Origin of the sequence: Fodinibius roseus, assembly GCF_900129315.1 — a bacterium.
GTDB classification, from domain to species: Bacteria; Bacteroidota; Rhodothermia; order Balneolales; family Balneolaceae; genus Fodinibius; species Fodinibius roseus.
Map to the genome: position 1 here is coordinate 94,146 of NZ_FQUS01000006.1, position 20,864 is coordinate 115,009.

General features: G+C 50.1%; 15 protein-coding genes and 1 tRNA gene. 9 read left to right on the top strand and 7 right to left on the bottom strand.

All coding sequences use genetic code 11. From position 1 onward, the window contains the following. Positions 1-11: 11 nt before the first annotated feature. The 3 genes from BUB16_RS07095 to BUB16_RS07105 all read right to left on the bottom strand — a co-directional run bounded on the left by BUB16_RS07095 (position 12) and on the right by BUB16_RS07105 (position 2,232). Positions 12-1,145: a hypothetical protein gene (locus BUB16_RS07095; protein WP_073061418.1), complete on the bottom strand. Its 1,134-nt coding sequence runs from the start codon at positions 1,143-1,145 to the stop codon at positions 12-14. Further along, a complete protein-coding gene (locus BUB16_RS07100; RefSeq protein WP_073061420.1) occupies positions 1,142-1,750 on the bottom strand; it encodes a Pvc16 family protein in 609 nt (202 codons plus the stop codon). The genes BUB16_RS07095 and BUB16_RS07100 overlap by 4 nt, the downstream gene beginning before the upstream one ends. A 104-nt stretch (positions 1,751-1,854) precedes the next feature. After that, positions 1,855-2,232 carry a helix-turn-helix transcriptional regulator gene (locus BUB16_RS07105; protein ID WP_073061424.1) on the bottom strand — a complete coding sequence of 126 codons (378 nt, stop codon included), beginning with the start codon at positions 2,230-2,232 and terminating at the stop codon, positions 1,855-1,857. A gap of 484 nt (positions 2,233-2,716) precedes the next feature. Between BUB16_RS07105 and BUB16_RS07110 the strand changes: the two genes are divergently transcribed. After that, positions 2,717-3,382 carry a C40 family peptidase gene (locus BUB16_RS07110; protein WP_073061427.1) on the top strand — a complete coding sequence of 222 codons (666 nt, stop codon included), beginning with the start codon at positions 2,717-2,719 and terminating at the stop codon, positions 3,380-3,382. A gap of 110 nt (positions 3,383-3,492) precedes the next feature. Here the strand turns inward: BUB16_RS07110 and BUB16_RS07115 are convergent. Next, a tRNA-Val gene (locus tag BUB16_RS07115) sits at positions 3,493-3,566 on the bottom strand. 255 nt (positions 3,567-3,821) lie between these two features. On the opposite strand from BUB16_RS07115, the gene BUB16_RS07120 reads away from it, so the two are divergent. The 6 genes from BUB16_RS07120 to BUB16_RS07145 all read left to right on the top strand — a co-directional run bounded on the left by BUB16_RS07120 (position 3,822) and on the right by BUB16_RS07145 (position 14,555). Next, on the top strand, positions 3,822-5,132 hold the full coding sequence (locus tag BUB16_RS07120; RefSeq protein ID WP_073061430.1) for an acetyl-CoA C-acyltransferase: 1,311 nt from the start codon (positions 3,822-3,824) through the stop codon (positions 5,130-5,132). 82 nt (positions 5,133-5,214) lie between these two features. Beyond that, the gene (locus BUB16_RS07125) at positions 5,215-7,341 is read left to right on the top strand and encodes a 3-hydroxyacyl-CoA dehydrogenase NAD-binding domain-containing protein (protein WP_073061432.1); all 2,127 of its coding nucleotides are present in this window, start codon (positions 5,215-5,217) and stop codon (positions 7,339-7,341) included. Positions 7,342-7,808: 467 nt separating this feature from the next. Beyond that, positions 7,809-8,117, top strand: a complete 309-nt coding sequence (gene yajC, locus BUB16_RS07130) for a preprotein translocase subunit YajC (protein ID WP_073061435.1) — start codon at positions 7,809-7,811, stop codon at positions 8,115-8,117. Between the two features lie 14 nt (positions 8,118-8,131). After that, positions 8,132-9,397: a bifunctional 3,4-dihydroxy-2-butanone-4-phosphate synthase/GTP cyclohydrolase II gene (locus tag BUB16_RS07135; RefSeq protein ID WP_073061455.1), complete on the top strand. Its 1,266-nt coding sequence runs from the start codon at positions 8,132-8,134 to the stop codon at positions 9,395-9,397. Positions 9,398-9,843: 446 nt separating this feature from the next. Next, entirely contained in the window at positions 9,844-13,044 is a 3,201-nt protein-coding gene (locus BUB16_RS07140; protein ID WP_073061458.1) for a SusC/RagA family TonB-linked outer membrane protein, read from the top strand. A gap of 23 nt (positions 13,045-13,067) precedes the next feature. After that, positions 13,068-14,555, top strand: a complete 1,488-nt coding sequence (locus tag BUB16_RS07145) for a RagB/SusD family nutrient uptake outer membrane protein (RefSeq protein ID WP_073061461.1) — start codon at positions 13,068-13,070, stop codon at positions 14,553-14,555. A gap of 196 nt (positions 14,556-14,751) precedes the next feature. On the opposite strand, the gene BUB16_RS07150 is transcribed toward BUB16_RS07145, so the two are convergent. From BUB16_RS07150 to ileS, 3 genes are read right to left on the bottom strand one after another with little or no spacing between them, the layout of a single operon-like run. Further along, positions 14,752-15,357 (bottom strand): signal peptidase II, encoded by a 606-nt coding sequence (locus tag BUB16_RS07150; protein WP_073061464.1) that lies wholly within the window; start codon positions 15,355-15,357, stop codon positions 14,752-14,754. 29 nt (positions 15,358-15,386) lie between these two features. After that, positions 15,387-15,788, bottom strand: a complete 402-nt coding sequence (locus BUB16_RS07155) for a TraR/DksA family transcriptional regulator (protein ID WP_073061468.1) — start codon at positions 15,786-15,788, stop codon at positions 15,387-15,389. Positions 15,789-15,805: 17 nt separating this feature from the next. Next, positions 15,806-18,976, bottom strand: a complete 3,171-nt coding sequence (gene ileS / locus BUB16_RS07160; RefSeq protein ID WP_073061472.1) for an isoleucine--tRNA ligase — start codon at positions 18,974-18,976, stop codon at positions 15,806-15,808. A 440-nt stretch (positions 18,977-19,416) separates the two neighbouring features. Between ileS and BUB16_RS07165 the strand changes: the two genes are divergently transcribed. Continuing rightward, complete coding sequence (locus BUB16_RS07165; protein ID WP_073061475.1) at positions 19,417-19,938, top strand: low molecular weight protein-tyrosine-phosphatase; 522 nt, start codon at positions 19,417-19,419, stop codon at positions 19,936-19,938. Next, positions 19,935-20,804, top strand: coding sequence for a fructosamine kinase family protein (locus tag BUB16_RS07170; protein ID WP_073061478.1), 870 nt, complete (start codon positions 19,935-19,937; stop codon positions 20,802-20,804). The genes BUB16_RS07165 and BUB16_RS07170 overlap by 4 nt, the downstream gene beginning before the upstream one ends. Positions 20,805-20,864 lie beyond the last annotated feature (60 nt).

Sequence of the window (20,864 nt, forward strand, 5' to 3'; positions counted from 1 at the left end):
TAGGATTTATATTAAATGAATACGTAAATTTCGCTTTCCAGGATGCCTCCCTGCTTTTTGACCACGCCCCGGTGGGACGGATTGGGAAGATTATCGATTAACACAATATCTCCCGGATCTTTCTCCAGCTGTATGGACGTCTTCGGGATTTCATAAAACGGAATGGGGTCATCGGATTTGAAGATGACCGTTTCCAGGCCGTTAATCTGTACAGCGGGATGCGGCTCGGGCCCCTCTCTGGTAAAATTAATTGAACTGTAATCGGGCGAACCAAGATCATTGATCGAGAGGTTTTCAGTGGAAAACCGGACCTTTTTGTTCTTGTTCACAATGAAATACTTCCAGATCGTTTCTTTCCTTGAAAATCGCAGCTCATATTCTTCGGTATCATCATACAAAAGTTCGGTGCCCGAATCGTAGGTGATATCCACAATCCCCAAAATATCCCGCGATGCCAGCTTGTCGTGTACATAGAACCTCTCTTCCCTAAGCGTGGTATCGTCTGCGGTATTGCGAATGGTGACAGTATACCGCCCGGTCGGCTTGTTCCTGAGATCAATCTGCCGGTCGTAGCTCCCATCATCCTTTTTTGAAAGGGTAAGCGTGGTGGGCAGCGGGTCTCCGTCAACCTTTTTACCAAATGAGACCGGAGTGCCTGCGGCATTACGTACCCTTATCAACACTTCTTCAGGGGCGCTCCCCAGGCTGAATTCGTACGTAAACAGGCTGTTTTTGATACCGTCAAGCAACTGGTGGGAGATTTCTTCGGGGTGTTCAGGATCGGTTGAAGCCGAAGCGGGAGCCGGATCGTTTGTAAAATAGAGAATATCGGAAGCCGAATAGGTTCTCGCAGGCGTTTCATCAAGATCCGTAATATTGAGGAACTCCGCCTTGTTTTCTGCTTCAAGGCTGAAGGTAAGGGTGAGATCATCCGGCAGCGTGACCAGGGGGGTCACCTCACCCTCTACCGCCCGGTACAGTATCGTCACGCCGAAGGGAATGGTTTTGAATAACATCTTTCCACCACGCAGTATCCGCAGGGTATCGCGGGTAGGCTTCAGCTTCAGCCCCCCGCCCCGCTCATTCTTATAATACGTATGAGCCAGCCGCAGGTTGAAAAGACGATTGTAGTTTATGTTAATCATTGTTTACCGTGGCTATCGATTCCAATCTTCTCAATTGGCAGGTTTGAATCCGTAATCGCCTCTTCCTGGATGCGCAGGAGGCGGACCCGGTACAAAACCGAGGGCAAGTATTTGGTTCCCACGACCGTCCAGAAATTGTATAGCTGTTCAAACGAATAGGAATAAAGCTCGACAATTAGTTTCCGGATTGACGGATCGAAATCCGCCAGTGCCGGAGAATTGTCAATGGTGAATACATTCTTCGCCTGGAAAAACGAGATTACGTAGGATAACTGCTTAAGCCCCTCCACATAGTCATCGGATTCCTGGCCGGTCGTGTCCTGGAAATTAGCCGAAATAAGGATATATAAATTCAGTTTGAGATCCGGATTCTGATGTTGAGCAATACCATCCTCATTAATTTTGGTGGTCTTTTGATCCTTGAAGACGCGTTCCTCCTCAATATTTATAAGTGACAACCCCAGGGAACTGTCCGGAATCACCACCCCGTCTCTTTCTGTTGCCACACTGGTCAGAAACACACGGTTCACATCAGGTGCATCCGTTTTTAGTTGTAAATACTCATTCAATTCCTGGGTAAGAAAAGAAAGCGATGAATGAATCATGCAGTGCACTCTTTGTTTTGCTAAATCTCCGGTTCCCCACGCTACTTTCTAACGCTCAAATGAAGACTAAATAAATATTTCCAGAGTAACACTACCTAACTTTACTACCGAATTTTGCTACCAAATTTTTCCATCTTTTCTTTAAAGCGGGCTTCGTTCATGGCCTCCAATTGGCTGGGACAACAACCGAGGTGGTAGTTGACAAATTTATTCAACGCTTTTTCATCCGGAAGGCTGTGACGGCGTGCGATCTCGAAATTGGAGTAATTGCCTGCCTGCAGCTGCTCATAAATGCTTTTTAGCCGAACGGCAATAAGCATTCGACAGGGACGTACGGCATAGTGCCTCAAAAAACGGCGCGAGAATTTCTTGGGATTTTGATACCCCATTAAATCGGCCCACTCCCCTACTTGCGCAATTTGACGAAGATTTGCATTTAAGGTTTCAATTGATTCCGAAATATGGATAGACTCAGTACTCATGATGCAATCTTGATTTATTATTTTGTTTTATTTATCCCATTACGATATTATTTAAATGCCCGACAAAACACAGCTCAAGGATCGAGCAGAAGCCTTTGTTTTTGGATAAAGAAAGGTTAAAAAAACTTCTGCCAACAAATGATTTAAAAAAGATAACCCCTATAAGGATCTTACGGTATAATAGTAATAAATAGTTTTATAAAAAGATAATAAGGATTAATAAAATAGGATAACAAAATATTATAAGAAAAGTCAAAAGAAATCATTACCTCCCAGGCATTTAAGTCAAAATAGATTTCTTTAGAAATATTAGTGGCTTCTCTTAATACACTAAATGATTAGAAAAAACAGTCTATGGTGCAAAGATGGGCAGGATCAATGATTCTGCCCATAACGAAAAAAAGCTAATTGGTTACACAAGCTTAAAAATCGAACAGGGGAACTGGTATCAGTAATCCTAAACCATCAATAAATACCAAACGATATGAATGAGCTGTTAAAAGTAGCGACAAACGAACTCGGGGTAACGGAAATAAGCGGAAGCGTTCACAGTGAACGGATCCTTAAGTATGCGGAAGATATCGGGCTTTCCTGGATTAATGACGATGAAACGCCGTGGTGCAGCATCTTTATGAACTGGGTAGCATTAAAAGCCGGGGTTGAACAGTCGCAATCAGCGGCAGCACGATCCTGGTTAAATGTCGGTTTCTCCGTTCAAAATCCGGAGCCCGGTGATATCGTCGTATACTGGAGGGGCAATCCCTCCTCCCATCAGGGACACGTTGGAATATTCCTGGGATTTTCCAGTGATCACGAGCGAATCTACACCCTTGGCGGCAACCAGGGTGATTCCGTTTCAATCTCTGCCTATCCCAGAGAACGGCTGCTCGACTTTCGCCGGCTTACCAGTACGGATGACGTCGTACTACAGGATAAGGTATTGAAACGGGGGGACCGGGGACAGGCCGTGGTTAAGCTGCAGGATGCCTTAAAAATGGGAGGCTTTGACGTAGGCACCTCCGATGGCATCTTCGGCCCGAAAACAGAAGGAGGCGTCAAAAAATTGCAATCAACAGACTTTGATCTTGAGATTACCGGCGTATTCGACCGGGCCACCCGGGAATACTTGCTGGAGCTTCTCAACGCTTAGAGGAATGGTTCCTCCCGATATCATTAGTGAATGGCAGTTCTTCATGTTGACAAGAACCAATACCTATAAAATATAAATCCCTGCAAGCCAATGACTTACATGGATTGGAGTGGGCGATGCAGGATTCGAACCTGCGACTTCTTCCTTGTAAGGGAAGCACTCTAAACCGCTGAGTTAATCGCCCGAATACCGGATAACTAAATGATCAACCTATCCTCTGCAGGCAACACTCGGGAGCCTGAGGCAGACGAGGACTGATCACCCGATTTTAGAGAGCACAAATATACGGATATTTTATCTTCCTGCAAAAAGAATCCCCGTATTCGCCGCCATCTTTTTCTCGTTCTTTCAACTTGAGCCTGTTACCTTTACCTTGACTAATGAATATTTATCATTCATCTTAGTTCTTACAAAATATTTTTATTCATAAGGTGAAATCATGGCGAATCAATCCACTACGCGCGATCAACACGAAGCGGTCATCGTAGACGGCGCCCGCATCCCGTTCCAGCGCTCGGGCACAGGCTATAAAAAATTGATGGCTTACGATTTGGGACGCATGGCGATAGAGGGACTGATCGGCCGCTCGGGCATTGACAGTGGGGATATCGACCGGATCATTATGGGCTGTGTGATACAGGATGTCAACACCAGCAACGTAGCCCGGGAATCCGCCCTGGGAGCCGGACTCCCGGACTCCATTCCGGCCCATACGGTTACGCAGGCATGCATCTCATCGAACCAGGCCGTTTCTTCGGCCGTAAACCTCATCCGGTCGGGACAAGCCCGGGTGGTGCTGGCAGGGGGTACGGAAACGATGTCGGATATCCCCATCCGCTTCCGGCGTAAATTCCGGAGAAAGCTGCTGGATGCCCAAAAATACAAGTCGATAAGCGACTGGCTCTCCTTCTTCAAGGGGCTGCGTCCCTCCGACCTCCTACCGGAAGTCCCCTCCATTGAGGAATTCTCCACGGGAGAAACCATGGGCGAGAGCTGCGACCGCATGGCGGCCCGTTTCGGGATCAGCCGCAAGGCCCAGGATGAGTACGCGCTGCGCTCACACCAGCTCGCCGCCCGGGCCACCAATGAGGGATGGCTGGAGCCGGAACTGCTGCCCGCCGCTGTACCGCCCGACTTTGAGGCCATTCAGCAGGATAACGGCTTTCGCGAGGATACCTCCATGGAAAAGCTCTCAAAGCTGAATCCCGCCTTTATAAAGCCGCACGGCACGATTACGGCGGGCAATTCCTCGTTTCTGACGGACGGCGCTTCGGCTTCGCTTATCATGGAAGCAAAAAAAGCCCGGGAATTGGGACTCACCCCCAAGGCTTATCTCCGGGAATATACGTATGTGGCACAGGATCCGGAAGACGAGCTGCTGCTCGGCCCGGCCTATGCGACTCCCCAACTGCTGGACCGCATGGGGCTCTCGCTTACCGATATAGATGTTTTTGAATTTCATGAAGCGTTTGCGGGACAAATACTGACGGTACTCAAGGCGCTGGATTCTGAAAAATTTGCCAGGGAAAAGCTCGACCGCGATCAAAAAGTTGGAGAAATTCCGATGGACAAATTTAACTGCTGGGGAGGCTCGCTCTCGTTGGGACACCCGTTCGGGGCGACGGGCGCCCGGCTTGTTACGACCGCGGCCAACCGTCTGCACCACGAGAATGGAAGCCTGGCCCTGGTTGCAGCCTGTGCGGCAGGGGGACAGGGTCACGCTATGGTTTTGGAGCGGTATCCGGCGTAACATTCCGACGCTCCACCGGCAACGGCCAAATGCTGACGGACCTGTTTACGGTCTGATATTCGAAATTTCATACATTATTCCCATGAGTTACTTATCTACCGAAAAACAAGACGATATCCTGGTTGTCACGCTCGATCAGCCGGGTGAGAAAGTCAACAAACTGGACGAGCAGCTGATGACCGAGTTCCGGGACCTGCTGGAGAAGGCGGGACAGGAAACGATTACCGGCCTGGTGCTGATCAGCGGCAAGGAAAATAACTTTATCGCCGGCGCCGACGTAGCGATGCTCAAAAACAAAAAGGCGCCGGAAGAGATTGAGGATTTGAGTCGCCGCGGCAACGATCTGCTGCTGGATCTCGAACACTTTGAGAAGCCGATTGTGGCAGCAATCCACGGTTCCTGTATGGGAGGCGGACTCGAAGTGGCCATGGCCTGCCACTACCGGGTGGCGTCCGACCACGACCAAACGGTTATGGCCCAGCCGGAAGTACAACTGGGACTGCTGCCCGGCGGCGGTGGAACGCAGCGGCTCCCGCGGCTGATCGGTATCCAAAACGCTTTCACTTACCTGTTAACCGGCAAGAACATCTATCCCCGCAAGGCCTACAAGATGGGTCTTGTCGACGAGCTGACCCATAAAAATGCCATCCTGAAGGCGGCCAAAAAAGCCGTGCACCGGCTTGGCAGTGATGGGTTCGAGCGTAAGGACAAGCGCTCGCTGTTCCATCAGCTGACGGAGGGACTGAGTCCCCTGCGCAAGATCATCTATTCCCAGGCGCGCAAGCGTACAAGGTCGAAAACCAAAGGCAACTACCCGGCACCACCGCGCATCATCGACTGCGTGGAAGAGGGCTACGAAAACGGTATGCGGGCGGGACTCAACCTGGAGTCCAGAAACTTCGGTTGGCTGGCGGCTACCCCGGAGTCGCAGGCGATGGTCAATCTCTTCTTCGCCATGCAGGGAGCCAAAAAGAATCCCGCGTCCGAAAAAACAGAACCTATTCAAAAAATAGGTGTGCTGGGAGCGGGACTTATGGGCTCGGGCATTGCCGACGTGAGTGCCAACAAGGGGGACTATCGCATTCTCCTGAAGGATCAAAATGCGGAGCAGGCCGTTGAGGGGAAGAAGCATATCTGGCGGGATCTGGAGAAGAAACGGAAAAAAAAGATCATCTCTTCGTTCGAGCGCGACCGCATCTCCAGCCTGGTCACGGCTACGGACAGCTACGACGGCTTTGCCAACGTGGGCCTGGTGATTGAAGCTGTTTTTGAAGACCTGGAGCTGAAACAGTCTATCCTCCGGGAAGTAGAGGACAGGCTGCCCGGAAAAGCCATTTTCGCATCCAATACCTCCTCCCTGCCGATCCGAGACATTGCCCGGGCGGCGCAGCGCCCACAACAGGTTATTGGCATGCACTACTTTTCACCCGTGCCTAAAATGCCGTTGCTCGAAATTATCACGACCGAACAAACCGCCGACTGGGTCGCGGCTACGGCCCGGGAGGTGGGCATCCGCCAGGGCAAGCATGTAATTGTGGTCAACGACGGTCCCGGCTTTTACACTACGCGCATTCTGGCCCCCTACATGAATGAAGCCCTGATGCTGCTGGAAGAAGGCATCTCCATCGAAGAGCTGGACAAGCATATGAAACAGTTCGGATTTCCCGTGGGACCGGCGGCGCTTTTTGACGAAGTGGGGATCGATGTGGCAGCCCATATCACCGAGGTACTCAGCGACCTCTTCGCCGAACGGGATTTTCACCCCAGTGATAAACCCACCACTCTGTTTGAGGAGGGCTACAAAGGCAAAAAGAACAGGCAGGGGTTCTACCACTACGAAGAGGAAGGATCAAAAACGAAGAAAAAAGAGCCCAATAAAAAGATTTACCAATTTTTCGGCGGACCGGATCGATCCTCGATAGAAGCCCAAACGGTCCAGCAGCGCATGACGCTTATGATGGTCAACGAGGCCGCATGGTGCCTGCAGGAGGATGTTCTCCGCAATCCCACGGACGGCGACCTGGGAGCGGTGCTCGGCCTGGGCTTTCCCCCCTTTCTCGGCGGTCCCTTCCGGTATATTGACCGCCAGGGAGCAGCTACCATCGTAGAGCGACTCGAAACGTTCCGGCGGGGACTGGGTCCGCGTTTTAAGCCGGCGGATATCCTGAGAAACCACGCATCAGCCGATAAAAAATTCCATCCGGATTAACCTGATAGAGATCTTTGAAAACCAGGAGTTTTGTTCAATACCAATCCCTGAGCGATTTCAAAAACCGCAGTGTATAGGCTACAGGTGAGGTTGTTGAAAACGCGAAAACGTAGAGGTTGGCCAAAACAACGGTTTTGCAAAAGCCTCTGACAGTTATACAGAACGCTCCATTTTGCTTTAAGCTTACATTACTTATTAAGTTTCTGTGCCTTTAACTGACCCGGCAGCATTCCAATGAGTGTTACTCATTCAGCATCTTTACGAATAAAAACAACGGTTTCAGGTTTTTGAACATTCTGAAAGGCTATTTTCGAACCAACCACAATGCGTTACCATGAGAAAGAAACAGGGTTTTAAAAAACCTGCTGCCCGCCACTCCCCCCAGCCTGCCATAAAATTGTTCCATCCCCACAAAAATAGTATCTTAAGAAGCTTAACCAACTGATTATAAATAAATTAATAATTGCATGTTTGATACAGCTTTTTTCATTATGGGATCGCCCGACCAGGCCGGGTGGATGAACCTTATTTTTCTGGGAGCCATCTTCCTGATTTTCTATTTCTTCATTATTCGTCCGCAAAGTCAGCGCCAGAAAGAGATTAAAAAAATGGTGGAAAACCTTGAAAAAGGGGACAAGATTGTGACTTCCGGCGGAATGATTGCGCAGGTAAGAACTGTTGATGATGATACCGTGTTGGCAGAGATCGACAGCGGCGTCAAGGCCCGGTTTAAAAAGAGCTCCATTACCGACGTCAATCCCAATCAAAATGATTAACAAAATTTTCTGCTATGGCTGGTGAAGTGACGTTCGATAGCATAGAGTCAGCTATCGAAGACATTAAGCAGGGTCGTATTGTGATTGTTGCGGATGATGAAGACCGTGAGAATGAGGGCGACTTTGTGATGGCTGCCGAAAAAGTAACAGCCGAGGCCATCAATGTGATGGCCAAATACGGGCGTGGACTTATTTGCGTGCCGATTACACGCGAAAAGGCCTATTCGCTTAACCTTGATTACATGGTTTCGGAGGGGGCCGATCCCGAGGAAGCTGCATTTACCGTTTCTGTAGATCATAAAGAGTTGACGACGACCGGAATTTCGGCAGCGGATCGTGCCAATACCATCAACGAATTGATGAAAGACAATGCCCGGCCCGGTGATTTTCGCCGGCCGGGACATATTTTCCCGCTTATCGGCGTTAACGGCGGCGTGCTGCGCCGCGCCGGACATACCGAAGCGGCCATCGACCTTGCTCGCATGGCGGGACTCAAGCCCGCGGGGATCATCTGTGAGATCATGAAAGATAACGGGGCCATGGCGAGAATTCCCGATCTCATAGAACTCTCCGAAGAGTTTGACATGAAAATTATAACGATTAAGGATCTGATCGCCTATCGTATGGAGAAGGAATCCCTGGTCCGCAAGGTCGTGGAAGTAAACCTTCCGACTATTTATGGCGACTTTACCCTGCATGCCTTCGAAGAACGTCTTACCGGAGATCACCACCTGGCCCTGGTCAAAGGCGAATGGCAGGAAGAAGATCCCATTCTGGTCCGCGTCCACTCCTCATGCATGACCGGCGATATTTTTGGCTCCAAGCGCTGCGACTGCGGAGAACAGCTGCACCAGGCTTTACTTAAAGTTGAAAAAGAAGGCAGAGGCGTGGTCCTCTATATGAACCAGGAAGGAAGAGGGATCGGACTGGTCAACAAACTGAAAGCATACAAACTGCAGGAAGAGGGCATGGATACCGTGGAAGCAAACGAAGCCCTTGGCTTTGAACCCGATCACCGCGATTACGGTGTGGGGGCTCAGATCCTGCGTTCGCTCGACATTTCCAAGTTGCGACTGATGACGAATAATCCAGTAAAACGAGTGGGGCTCAAAAGCTTTGGCCTCGAAATGGTGGAGCGGGTCCCCATAGAAGTCGGCGCCTATCCCGAGAACGTGCGCTACCTCAAAACCAAGCGCGACAAAATGGGACACGATTTGAAGCTTGAAGAGCTGGATCCCCACAGCCCGGATTTTATTGACAGTATCGTTACCGACGAATAGTTCGAATTCCGTGGCTGAATCCTATCCGTATGTGTAAGAGAGCTTTGAACAACCAGGGGTTTTAGACCTTTTAAATTACCGGTACCGTTTCCCTTGAAAGTCTATGCCGCCCCCCTGCACCTGAGGCGCTCCTCTTCATTAGACGGTTAAAGCATTGCTATTCAGCCCCGGAGGGCTTGCTGTGAACGAGATAATGTGGCCGGAAGCATCTCTATTTCCCCGGTTCGGAAATATTCCAATCGCTGGGACCAAAGCCGGGGGCTACGCTGAACCCCTGCTAACATCTTCGCCCAAAGTATATGTTAAGATTCTACCGAACCCCTGCCCGTTCCAGTCGCAGCATTTTTTGAAAGACGGATAAATACCACAAAATACGGAACATTCTGCGTGGGTGGTCAACTATAAAGAAGAAAATAACATCATCGCCCTAAAGAGATCCGTATCCCATGTTCCGGACTTCCGTTAAGAGAACTTTTTCCTATTTATTTAAAGCTATTCTTCTATTAGTTGTCCTCCTTGCACTCCCCTCCCTTGCTTACGCGCTGGGTCTTTCCACATCCTCTATCTTCAGCTCTGCCTTTCAGCAACAGGTGCAGTCCGCTGAAAGCGCTGATACGATCACCGTAGAAGGAACCGTTAGCTCCGACAGTGCTGGCAAACCCCTCCCGGGCGTTTCCGTTCTTCTCAAAGGTACCAAACGGGGGACGACCACGGATAAACAAGGGCATTACTCCCTGGAAGTTTCAGCAGAGAGAGAACAAATACTTTCATTCTCCTTTGTAGGCTACGAAACCCGGGAAGTGCCGGTACAGGGACGGGAAAAAATAGATGTTACGCTCAAAAAAGAAGTGACCGAAATGGAAGACGTGGTTGTCGTCGGATATGGCAACCAGCGCAGGCAAGACCTGACCGGGTCTGTCTCTTCTATTTCGGCGGCCGATATCCAAAACGAGTCAGTCACTTCGCCCGACCAGCTCCTGCAGGGACGGGTAGCCGGCGTACGGGTTACCCGAAATTCAGGCGCGCCGGGCGGCGGTTCAACAGTTAGGATACGGGGGGTAAGTTCACTTCGCGCCGGCAATGACCCGCTCTATGTGATTGACGGGCTGCCGGTGGGCGGGGGTTCCTCACCCGATCAAAATCCGCTGTCGCTTATTAATCCCCAGGATATTGTTTCCATTGAGGTATTAAAAGATGCTTCTGCTACCGCTATTTACGGCTCCCGGGGTGCTAATGGCGTTGTGCTTATTACCACCGAACAGGGAGGGGGAAATACCCGGGTTGATTTTGAAGCAAAATACGGGATAAGTAACGTTCGCAAGAAACTGGACCTGTTGAATAGCAATGAATTTATAACGCTGGCTAATGAAGCGGTGGTTAACAATAACAATGAAGATAACAATCCCGGCAACGATGAACCGCTTATATTTGATCCCGGCGGCAGTTATCCCGATACCGACTGGCAGGAGGAAGTTTTCAGATCAGCTCCGCAGCAGAGTTATCAATTATCGCTGACGGGGGGCGGTGAAGGCACGCAGTATGCGATTTCTGCCAACTTTCTGAATGAGGAAGGCACCCTGATTGGCTCGGGATACCGGCGGGGAAGCTTTCGTATTAATTTTAACAAGCAGGTGAGCAACCGTTTTACCATCGGAAATAATTTAATTGTAAGCCGGGCCAACTACGACCTGATCGAATCGGGAGGACGCGGACTTTCCGGTATTGTAAATGGCGCGATACAGATACCAGCCACCGTACCTGTAAAAGATGAAAACGGCAACTATGTGTTTCAGACAGAAAACAGGAATTCCGTTCAGCGTGATAACCCGGTAGCGTCCGCGCTCGAAAAAACAAGAACCAGTAACCGGTTCAGGGGGCTGGGAACTATTTATGCCGAATACATGCTGGCCGAAGGGCTGGAAGCACGGGTAAGCCTGGGCGGTAACCTGGGCTATAGAAAACAGAATTTTTATGCTCCGATAACAACGCTTCAGGGCCAGCAGAACGAAAGCGTTGCCAGGGTCTCGACACGCCAGGACTTCCGGTGGACCAATGAAAATACCCTTACCTATGAGAATGAATTTTCAGGTTTGCACGCCCTTAAGCTGTTAACCGGCTTTACACTCGAAAAAGGTACCAATGAATCGTTGCGCGGAGCATCCTCGGGATTTGTCACCGATGCATTCGAATACAATAACCTGAATGCGGGCGAATCTCCCAATAACCCGGCATCCGGAGCCAGTACCTCCACCCTGGCCTCATACCTGGGGCGCGTCAACTATGGCTATGACGACCGCTATCTTATTACGCTGACGGGTCGTGTGGATGGCTCATCGCGCTTCGGTGCCGGCAATAAATACGGCTTTTTCCCCTCTGCTGCATTGGCCTGGCGTATCAGTAACGAGCCGTTTATGCAGGAGCAAAACCTGTTCAGCAATGTAAAACTCAGATTAAGTTACGGCATTACAGGGAACCAGGAGATTGGAAACTATGCGGCAATAGCTCAGCTTGCAAACTCCCAGGTTACGTTTGGTGACCGCATAGCCGTAAGCATCCATCCGGGATCGCTTGCCAATGAAGACCTTAGCTGGGAGAAGACAACACAGTATAATGTGGGCCTTGATATGGGCCTTGTCAACAGCAGGATAAACCTGACAGCCGATGCATACTATAAAAAAACAACGGACCTGTTATTGATCCAGAGGGTTCCCCGCTACACCGGCTATTCCCAATTCCTGGATAATATCGGCAGTACCGAAAACAGAGGGATCGAGGTATCACTCAACACCCAAAATGTTACCGGCAACAGTTTTTCCTGGAACACGTCAGTCAATTTTGCTTTGAACAGAAATAACGTTGTGAGACTCTCCGACGGCCAGCCGCTGATCGTCGGAACCCCTATCTCCTATGCCACCGGAAATAATTTTCGCATCATCCGGGAGGGGGGATCGATCGGTGAGTTCTACGGCTACGTATACGGGGGTGTGTATGCCGATCAAGAGGCCATTGACAATGTACCGGCCGCTCCCGAATCTGCCCAGCCGGGCGATCCCTATTTAAAAGACATAAGTGGTCCCGAAGGAGAGCCGGACGGGCAAATTGACGGCAATGACCGGACCGTCCTCGGAAATGCTTTCCCGGATTATACGATCGGATTCACGAACAACTTTGCCTTCAAAGGATTTGATTTCACTGTTTTCCTGCAGGGTTCGATAGGTAATGATGTGCTGAACATGAATACCCTCCGCCTGGAAACCGCCCGCGGTTTTATGAACCAGACCACCGACGTGCTGAACCGCTGGACCCCCGATAACCAGAACACCGATATTCCCCGGGCAGACCGCACCAGAAACGGTGCCGCACAAAATGCCATGCGGGCTATCTCCTCCCGGCTTATTGAAGACGGATCGTACCTGCGGCTTAAGAATGTAACGGTTGGCTATACGTTGCCCGTCGACTGGGTGAGCACCTTCGGCGCCCGGTCACTGCGCATTTATGGCAGCGCGCTCAACCTGTTTACCATCACGAATTATGAAGGGTATGATCCCGAGGTAAACACCTACAGTAATCTGGGCAATATGGGAACGGATTACGGCACCTACCCCAAGTCCAGAACGTACTTAATGGGCATTAAACTCGGATTTTAATAACTCAACCAGGAATTTCAGTTATGAATAGCAGCGAAACCTCTTTCAGCACAAAACTTTCATTCATGATCATGTCCGTGCTGATGATCACATCAGCGGGATGTACGGATAGTTTTCTGGATGTGACGCCGGAAGACACTCTTGCCCCCGGAAATTTTTATCAGAATGAAGAAGATGCCGTAGCTGCTGCCTACAGCGTGTATGAGCGATTGGGTACTCCCGACCTGTACAATATGGACGGGGTTATGTTCATCTTAGCCAACGCCTCCGATCAGGCCCAGCCCCCGGGCGTAGACGCTTCCCGGGCAGCGCTGAACCAGTACGAGGTTACCGCACTCAATCCCATTACCTCGGCCTGGTGGCGGGCCTCCTTTCAGATCATCAATCGCGCCAACGCCGTCACGGATAATGTGCCCGATATCGATATGGACAGCGAGCTGCGGGCAAGTATTGTCGGAGAAGCCCGGTTTTTGCGGGCGTTGACCTACTTCAACCTTGTGCGGATGTTTGGCAAAGTACCAATCATTACCAGGGAAACTAAAAGTTTCGAAGAGCTTAATAAACCTCGCGCTCCCGTAGACAGCGTATATGCCCAGATCACGCGGGATCTTGAGCAGGCCGAGCAAGTATTGCCGGTTTCATACGACAATGCTAATGAAGGGCGCGCAACGGTCGGCGCCGCAAAGACGCTGCTGGCCAAGGTGTACCTGACGCGCGAGCGGTGGCAGGATGCGGCTGAGAAAGCACAGGAAGTTATGAATTCAGGTACCTATAGTTTGTTTGAGGATTACAGACACCTGTTTTTACCGGAGTTTGAAAATGGCCGGGAGCATATTTTTTCCATTCAGTTCCATGCCGGAGAACAAAATGCCGGCAAGCAGGGACGGTTTTGGACCTATACGGCCCCCAGTGCCCAGAATACCAATGGCTGGCCGGTTGCGGCGGGGGGATCCAGCTACGGAATCTCCTTTCCCGAAACGAACTATTATGAGGAATATCCGGATGATTATCGAAAGGAAGTGAATTTCTTTTCGGAGTGGACCTTTGAGAAGCGGGATACTACCGTAACTTTCAAGCCACATTTTTTTAAATATTACGATCCGGGACAAACAAATGCCAAGCGCTCGAGCGTCAACTTTCCGCTCTATCGGTATGCCGAGGTACTGCTGATCTATGCCGAAGCCGTCAACGAAGCCAATGGGGGGCCCACGCCACAAGCGTATAAAGCTGTCAATTCGGTCCGGCAGCGGGCCCGCTTTGAGAAACCCGACAGCGTGCTGCCGGATCTTTCCGGGTTGACACAGGAGCAGTTCCGTCAGGCCGTCGCTCGTGAGCGAAACTGGGAATTTGCCGGTGAATCCAAACGCTGGTTTGACTTAAAGAGGACAGGTCGCCTGATGGAAGAGTTGCGGGCCGATGGCAAAGATATACAGGAACACCATCGCTTATTCCCCATTCCAAATCTTGATCTGGATTTGAATCCCGATTGGGAGCAAAATCCAGGGTATTAGCCTGAACGGTTTCAAAACCGCAGTGTATATATAGACTACAGGTGAGAATGTTGAAATTGCAAAAATGCAGCTATGGGGCAAAAGAACGGTTTTGTGAAGGTTTCGAACGATCCGGAAAGCGCTCATCAAGAACCGGACCGGGAGAATATCAACAGTTCACCCGACTCTTCGGTTAAAAAGATCTTCCGGTCCCACCTTATCCAGGTCCTGATTGAGAAAACTTCTCCATGTCAGCAGCAGGTGACGTCTCTTTTAGCTTTTCTTTTTCAGAGGCTGACAAGGACTCTTCTTCCACAGGCATTATTCTATTATGAAAAACCAGCATTGTGACAATAGCTACGCTAATAGCAATATCTGCCACATTAAATATATAGGGAAAAACGGCATAGCCTCCGACCTCGAGATTAAAGTGAATGAAGTCCACCACATGTCCCTCCAATACCCCGCCGTATTGACCGATATACCCCATCACAAGCCGGTCGATAATATTTCCAATCGCCCCCCCCAGAATCAGGCCCATACAAAACAGGTAGCCCTTATTGGCACTGTTCCTGTTGTAGACGACATATCCTAAAATACCCAGTGTTGCTATAATAGCTATAACGCTTATTATTTCCGTCGATGCCCAGCGCATACCCAGGGCCATCCCAGGGTTCTGGGTATAATGGAACGCTAACCAGCCGGGTATAACCTCCCAGTTCTGCCATTCCGGGGAAAGGCGAATCCAGTGTTTCGTCAACTGATCTAAAAGGACGACAACGACAATCGGAACGGTTAGAGTCGTAATTTTTTGGCTATTCAAGCAAAAAATATTAAAAGTTGGTTGTCAGTTTATCGACGTTTTAACTTTGCCTCAATACTCAGTTGCGTGTGGGGTACCGCCTCGAGACGACCTTTGGCAATCTTCTTGCCGGTTACTTTACAGATACCGTACGTCTTGTTGTCAATGCGTTCCAGGGCTCCGTCCAGATACCGGAGAAACTTCTTGGTCCGGTTAAACAGCATATACGTTTTTTCACGCTCTTGCGCATCGGTCCCTGCATCAGCCATATGGAAAGAATAAGCCGACTCATCATTGGCATTTTCCATACTGTCGCGCAGTGAACTCTGAAGCGATTCGAGCTCATTCTGAGCTTCCCTGCGTTTCCTTTCAATAATCTCCCTGAAATATTCTAACTCCTCGTCGGAATAGGGAGTAACTCGTTCCTCATTTTCATTGTTTTCAGATGCCATAACAGCCACTTATCTTCTTAATTAGGGTTTCTTCTGATGGAAATGGTTGATTTCTCATCACCGATTTCCCATGTTTTCACAAAATCTGATACCTCAAGTTTATGCCGTACAATATCTTCAGCAAGTGTTTCGCTTTTGATATACTCCTTCATCGATCCCACGGCTTCTTCCAGCTGGTCAGAACCTTCAAAACCAATGGTAATACGGTCGACAATCTCAAAATCAGCCTCTTTGCGCATATTCTGTATCCGATTGACAAACTCTCGTGCTAATCCCTCCTGAATCAACTCAGAACTCAACTCTGTATCCAGGGCCACGCTCAGGCCCTTCTCCGTTTCAACCGACCAGCCCTCGAGTCCGGTCCGGTTAATCTCAAGAGCATCATCGCCCAGCTGAACAATGCCTTCTTCCCCGAGGTCCAGCTCAATAGATCCGGATTCCTCAAATTCGCTGATCTGTTCTGTCGTCAGCTCGTCCACTTTGGCAGCCACAGGCTTCATTTTGGAGCCCAGCTTGCTGCCCAGTTTGGGATAGTTGGGCTTGGCCGTCTTATGTACAATGCCGGAGTCGTCATCCACAAACTGGATAGCTTTGACATTGACTTCATCCAAAATAATGTCTTTGACTGCCTCCACCGCCTGACGCTCTTCTTCACCTTCGATAGGCAGAATGATCCGCTCCAGCGGCTGGCGGACGTTGATTTCGATCTTATTGCGCAGGCTCAGCACCATCGACGAGATCTGCTGTGCCAGCTCCATCCGGTGTTCCAGCTGCTTGTCGATCGCCGTTTCTTCCACCGTAGGATAAAAGGATATATGAACCGATTCCTCATCCTGTTCGGTTACGCTGTTCAAGCGCTGATACAGCCATTCGCCCAGGAAAGGTGCTATGGGACTGATCAGCTTAGCCAAATCCACCAAACTCTCATAGAGCGTCTGGTAGGCCGCTGCTTTATCCAGGCTTTTGCCTTCTTTCCAGAAGCGGCGGCGATTTCGGCGCACGTACCAGTTGCTGAGCTCCTCCACGAACTGTTCAATAGCCCGGGCCGCCTTTGTCGGCTCATAATCATCCAGGAACTCATCCACCAGCTTTACCGTAGTATTGAGACGCGAAATAACCCAGCGGTCCATCTCCAGGCGATCCCCCGCCGGAATCGTCTTCCCGGAATAGGTAAACTCATCGATATTCGCATACATGGCGAAAAAGGAATAGGTATTGACAATCGTATTAAAAAACTTACGCTGGGTTTCCCGCAGGCCGTCCTCACTGAATTTGAGGTTCTCCCACGGCGATGAGTTGCTCATCATATACCAGCGCACGGTGTCGGCCCCATACTCCTGAATCACCTCGAAGGGCTCAACAGCGTTGCCTTTTGATTTACTCATCTTATTGCCGTTTTCATCCAGCACCAGTCCATTGGCTACCACATTCTTATAGGCGGGCTGATCGAAAAGCATGGTCCCCAGGGCGTGCAGCGTATAGAACCAGCCGCGCGTCTGATCCACCCCCTCGGCAATAAAGTCGGCCGGGAAGTTTTTCTTGAATTTATCTTTATTCTCAAACGGGTAGTGCCACTGGGCGAAAGGCATGGACCCGGAATCGAACCAGACATCCAGTAGATCCGGGATGCGATGCATCGTGCCCCCGTTGGGACCTTCCCACGTAATGTCATCAATATAAGGGCGGTGCAGATCAATCTCTTCATCATCGGACAGGCCGGCCTTCTTTTTCAGCTCTTCGAGGCTGCCGATGACTTCTATATGATCGGGATCCTTGTCGCTCACCCAGATCGGAATCGGCGATCCCCAGTAACGCTGGCGCGAGACAGCCCAATCCACATTATTCTCGAGCCAGGTGCCGAACCGCCCGGTTCCCGTACTCTCGGGTTTCCAGTTAATCTTCTTGTTTGAGCTGACCATCTTATCCTTCACGTCCGTGGTCTCCACAAACCACGATTCCACCGGATAGGACATCAAGGGTGTCCCTTTTCTCCAGTCAAACGGGTAATTGTGCACATACGTCTCGTGTTTGTACATCAGGTATTTATCCTTGATAGCCCGGGCGATGCCCTTGTCGGCATCTTTAAACCACTCCCCTTCGAATTCGGGCACCGCATCCGTAAACCTCCCATCCTCGTCGATGGGATTAAACATCGGGATGTTATTCTTCTGGGCGGTCTCATAGTCATCAGCGCCAAAAGCAGGGGCCGTATGCACGACGCCTGTCCCCTCTTCGGTTGTCACATAATCTGCGGGGATGACGCGCCAGGCCTCGGACTTCTCGTATTTTTCCAGCGCATAATCAAACACCGGGTCGTAGGTCCACCCGACCAGCTCTTCCCCCTTGTATTCTTCCACGATCTCATAGTCGTGATCGATAATCTCATCAATGCAATCTTTGGCCATGATATAATATTCGGTGCGGCCGCCTTCTGAAAGCCTGATCTTGGCATAATCCAACACCGGATTCACGGCCAGCGCCATATTCGAGATGATCGTCCACGGCGTTGTCGTCCAGGCCAGGAAATACACATCTTCGGCCATCTCAACCTTGAACTTCACAAAAATGGAGGGATCCTGCGTCTCCTCATATCCCAAACTTACCTCATGCGAGGAAAGCACCGTTCCGCTGCCGGGCGAATACCACTGAATTTTGTACCCCTTGTAGACCAGCCCTTTCTCGTAGAGCGTCTTAAAGGCCCACCAGACCGATTCAATATAATCATTGTCAAACGTAATGTAGGGATCATCCAGGTCCACCCAATAGGCCATGCGATCGGTTAGCTTGTCCCATAGATCCTTGTACTTAAGGACACTCTTCCGGCACTTTTTATTATACTCGGCTACCCCGTACTCCTCTACCTGTGCACGTCCTTCCAGACCCAGTTCTTTCTCGACTTCAATTTCCACCGGGAGCCCGTGCGTATCCCAGCCTCCCTTTCGCTCTACCCGGTATCCTTTCAGGGTTTTATAGCGGCAGAACATATCTTTGACCGTACGGGCCATCACGTGATGAATACCCGGTCTCCCGTTTGCTGTGGGCGGCCCCTCATAAAACGTAAAGGGAATACCCTCTTCGCGGGTAGAAAGACTTTTCTCAAAAATATTATGATCTTTCCACCACTTAAGGGTCTCGACCTCTAATTTCGAGAAATTAAGTTTTTTTACTTCGTCAAACTGTTTACTCATAAAAACCGTTATGCATACTCAGTTATGCTTTAAGAAAGCAGTAAATATATCACTTTTTACTCACTTTCCCGCAGCCAATCATTCTTTATAACCTGTTTATCTATTTAAAGGAGCCTCAAAGATACAAGTCTTAGTCCATCAATTCACATTTTGAAATGTTATTTTTCTTAGTCAGCGAACCATAAAAAGCATTGGGCAAGTAAGTTGCAAGTCAGAATCGAAAAATTCCCCTCAGAGCTTTAATATGAATTCTCTTTATGTTATTCTTTGCATGGGAAAACGAGACGTAACGCCCGTGCAGATACGGGTGCTATTCATCGATTCCCAATAGCAATGCCAATATGTTATCCTCTGCGGATACCCCTTAACACCCGCACGGAAAACCGTTAACAGCGGTACGGATGACTATTACATGTTAATATGATATCACCCGGACCTATATGGATCTCAGCATAAAAAAGACCATAACCGAGGAACAGTCCTATAAAATTTGTTTCGTCTGCCTGGGTAACATCTGCCGGAGTCCCACTGCAGAGGGTGTTTTTCAACACCTTGTGGAGGAAGAGGGACTGGCGAATTTTTTTGAAATCGATTCTGCAGGAACTTCCGCTTATCATGAAGGGGAGTCGGCCAACAGCAACAGCCAGCGGACAGCCAACAAGCACGGCGTTACCCTGCACTCCAAAGCGCGCCGGCTGCGCTCTTCCGACCTCGATCATTATGATTTGATCCTCGCCATGGACGACAATAACTACGCCAATATATTGCGTCTGGCCTCGGAGCGTCATGAGGATAACATTGGTCGTATGCGGGATTTCGATCCCCGTCCCGGAAACGGACAGGTGCCTGACCCTTATGCGGGCGGCATTGATGGCTTCGAAAAGGTTTTCGAAATCGTCAAGCGCAGCTGCAGGGAGCTGCTCAATGAACTGAAACCACATATCCGTCCGTCTCAGTCATGATTCCGGACTCAATACGACAGCAGATTCAACAAAGGATGAACGCCGAAATCGAGGATATCCGCTCTGTGTCCGGAGGCAGCATCAACCGGGCAGCGAGACTCAGGCTCTCCGGCGGCAGGGAGTGCTTCCTGAAGTGGAATGCCACTGCAGAGACCGATATGTTTGTAAAAGAGGAAAAAGGGCTGAACCTGCTGGCCTCCGCAGACCCCGACCTGCGCATTCCGGAGGTATACGGTACAGGCACAACAACGGAGGGGACCGGCTTCCTCATCCAGGAATTTGTTGATGAAGGGAACTCACAACCCGGTTCTCCGGAACAGTTCGGCCGGGCCCTTGCTGCCCTGCACCAGCACCGGGAAGAGCAGTTCGGACTCGATCATGATAACTATATCGGGCGGTTGCCGCAGTCCAACCGCCGTCACGACCGCTGGATTGATTTCTTCATTGAGGAACGCATTAAGCCGCAGCTGCAGATGGCTGCCGATGCCGAAAAACTCGGCTCAGCCACGGTTAGCCGTTTCGCCTCCCTGTATCAACAGCTGCCCGATATTTTTCCCGATGAACCGCCCGGCCTGCTCCATGGCGATCTCTGGGGCGGCAATTATTTTTACGACCGGAAGGGACAGGCGACCATTTACGACCCGGCGGTATACTACGGACATCGGGAGATTGAACTGGCATTCACGCATCTCTTCGGGGGATTTTCAAACGCTTTTTACGCCTCCTATAAGGAAAGCTGTCCCCTGGAACCCGGCTTCCCGGGAAGAAAGGATATCTACAACCTCTATCCTCTCCTGGTGCATACCAATTTGTTCGGGGGCAGCTACGCCCGCCGGGTGGAAGCCATCGTGAAACGGTTCGGGTGACCTCTTTCGAGGTCGCTTGCAGGGATTATCATAGGGAATACGACCATGAATATTGAGTAG

Bases quoted from the DNA above. Each gene is read 5' to 3' on its own strand.
- BUB16_RS07125 (WP_073061432.1), top strand. From the start codon at position 5,215: ATGAGTTACTTATCTACCGAAAAACAAGACGATATCCTGGTTGTCACG.
- BUB16_RS07095 (WP_073061418.1), bottom strand. From the start codon at position 1,145: ATGATTAACATAAACTACAATCGTCTTTTCAACCTGCGGCTGGCTCAT.
- BUB16_RS07145 (WP_073061461.1), top strand. From the start codon at position 13,068: ATGAATAGCAGCGAAACCTCTTTCAGCACAAAACTTTCATTCATGATC.
- ileS (WP_073061472.1), bottom strand. From the start codon at position 18,976: ATGAGTAAACAGTTTGACGAAGTAAAAAAACTTAATTTCTCGAAATTA.
- BUB16_RS07155 (WP_073061468.1), bottom strand. From the start codon at position 15,788: ATGGCATCTGAAAACAATGAAAATGAGGAACGAGTTACTCCCTATTCC.
- BUB16_RS07105 (WP_073061424.1), bottom strand. From the start codon at position 2,232: ATGAGTACTGAGTCTATCCATATTTCGGAATCAATTGAAACCTTAAAT.
- BUB16_RS07135 (WP_073061455.1), top strand. From the start codon at position 8,132: ATGGCTGGTGAAGTGACGTTCGATAGCATAGAGTCAGCTATCGAAGAC.
- BUB16_RS07100 (WP_073061420.1), bottom strand. From the start codon at position 1,750: ATGATTCATTCATCGCTTTCTTTTCTTACCCAGGAATTGAATGAGTAT.
- BUB16_RS07110 (WP_073061427.1), top strand. From the start codon at position 2,717: ATGAATGAGCTGTTAAAAGTAGCGACAAACGAACTCGGGGTAACGGAA.
- yajC (WP_073061435.1), top strand. From the start codon at position 7,809: ATGTTTGATACAGCTTTTTTCATTATGGGATCGCCCGACCAGGCCGGG.
- BUB16_RS07120 (WP_073061430.1), top strand. From the start codon at position 3,822: ATGGCGAATCAATCCACTACGCGCGATCAACACGAAGCGGTCATCGTA.
- BUB16_RS07165 (WP_073061475.1), top strand. From the start codon at position 19,417: ATGGATCTCAGCATAAAAAAGACCATAACCGAGGAACAGTCCTATAAA.
- BUB16_RS07140 (WP_073061458.1), top strand. From the start codon at position 9,844: ATGTTCCGGACTTCCGTTAAGAGAACTTTTTCCTATTTATTTAAAGCT.
- BUB16_RS07170 (WP_073061478.1), top strand. From the start codon at position 19,935: ATGATTCCGGACTCAATACGACAGCAGATTCAACAAAGGATGAACGCC.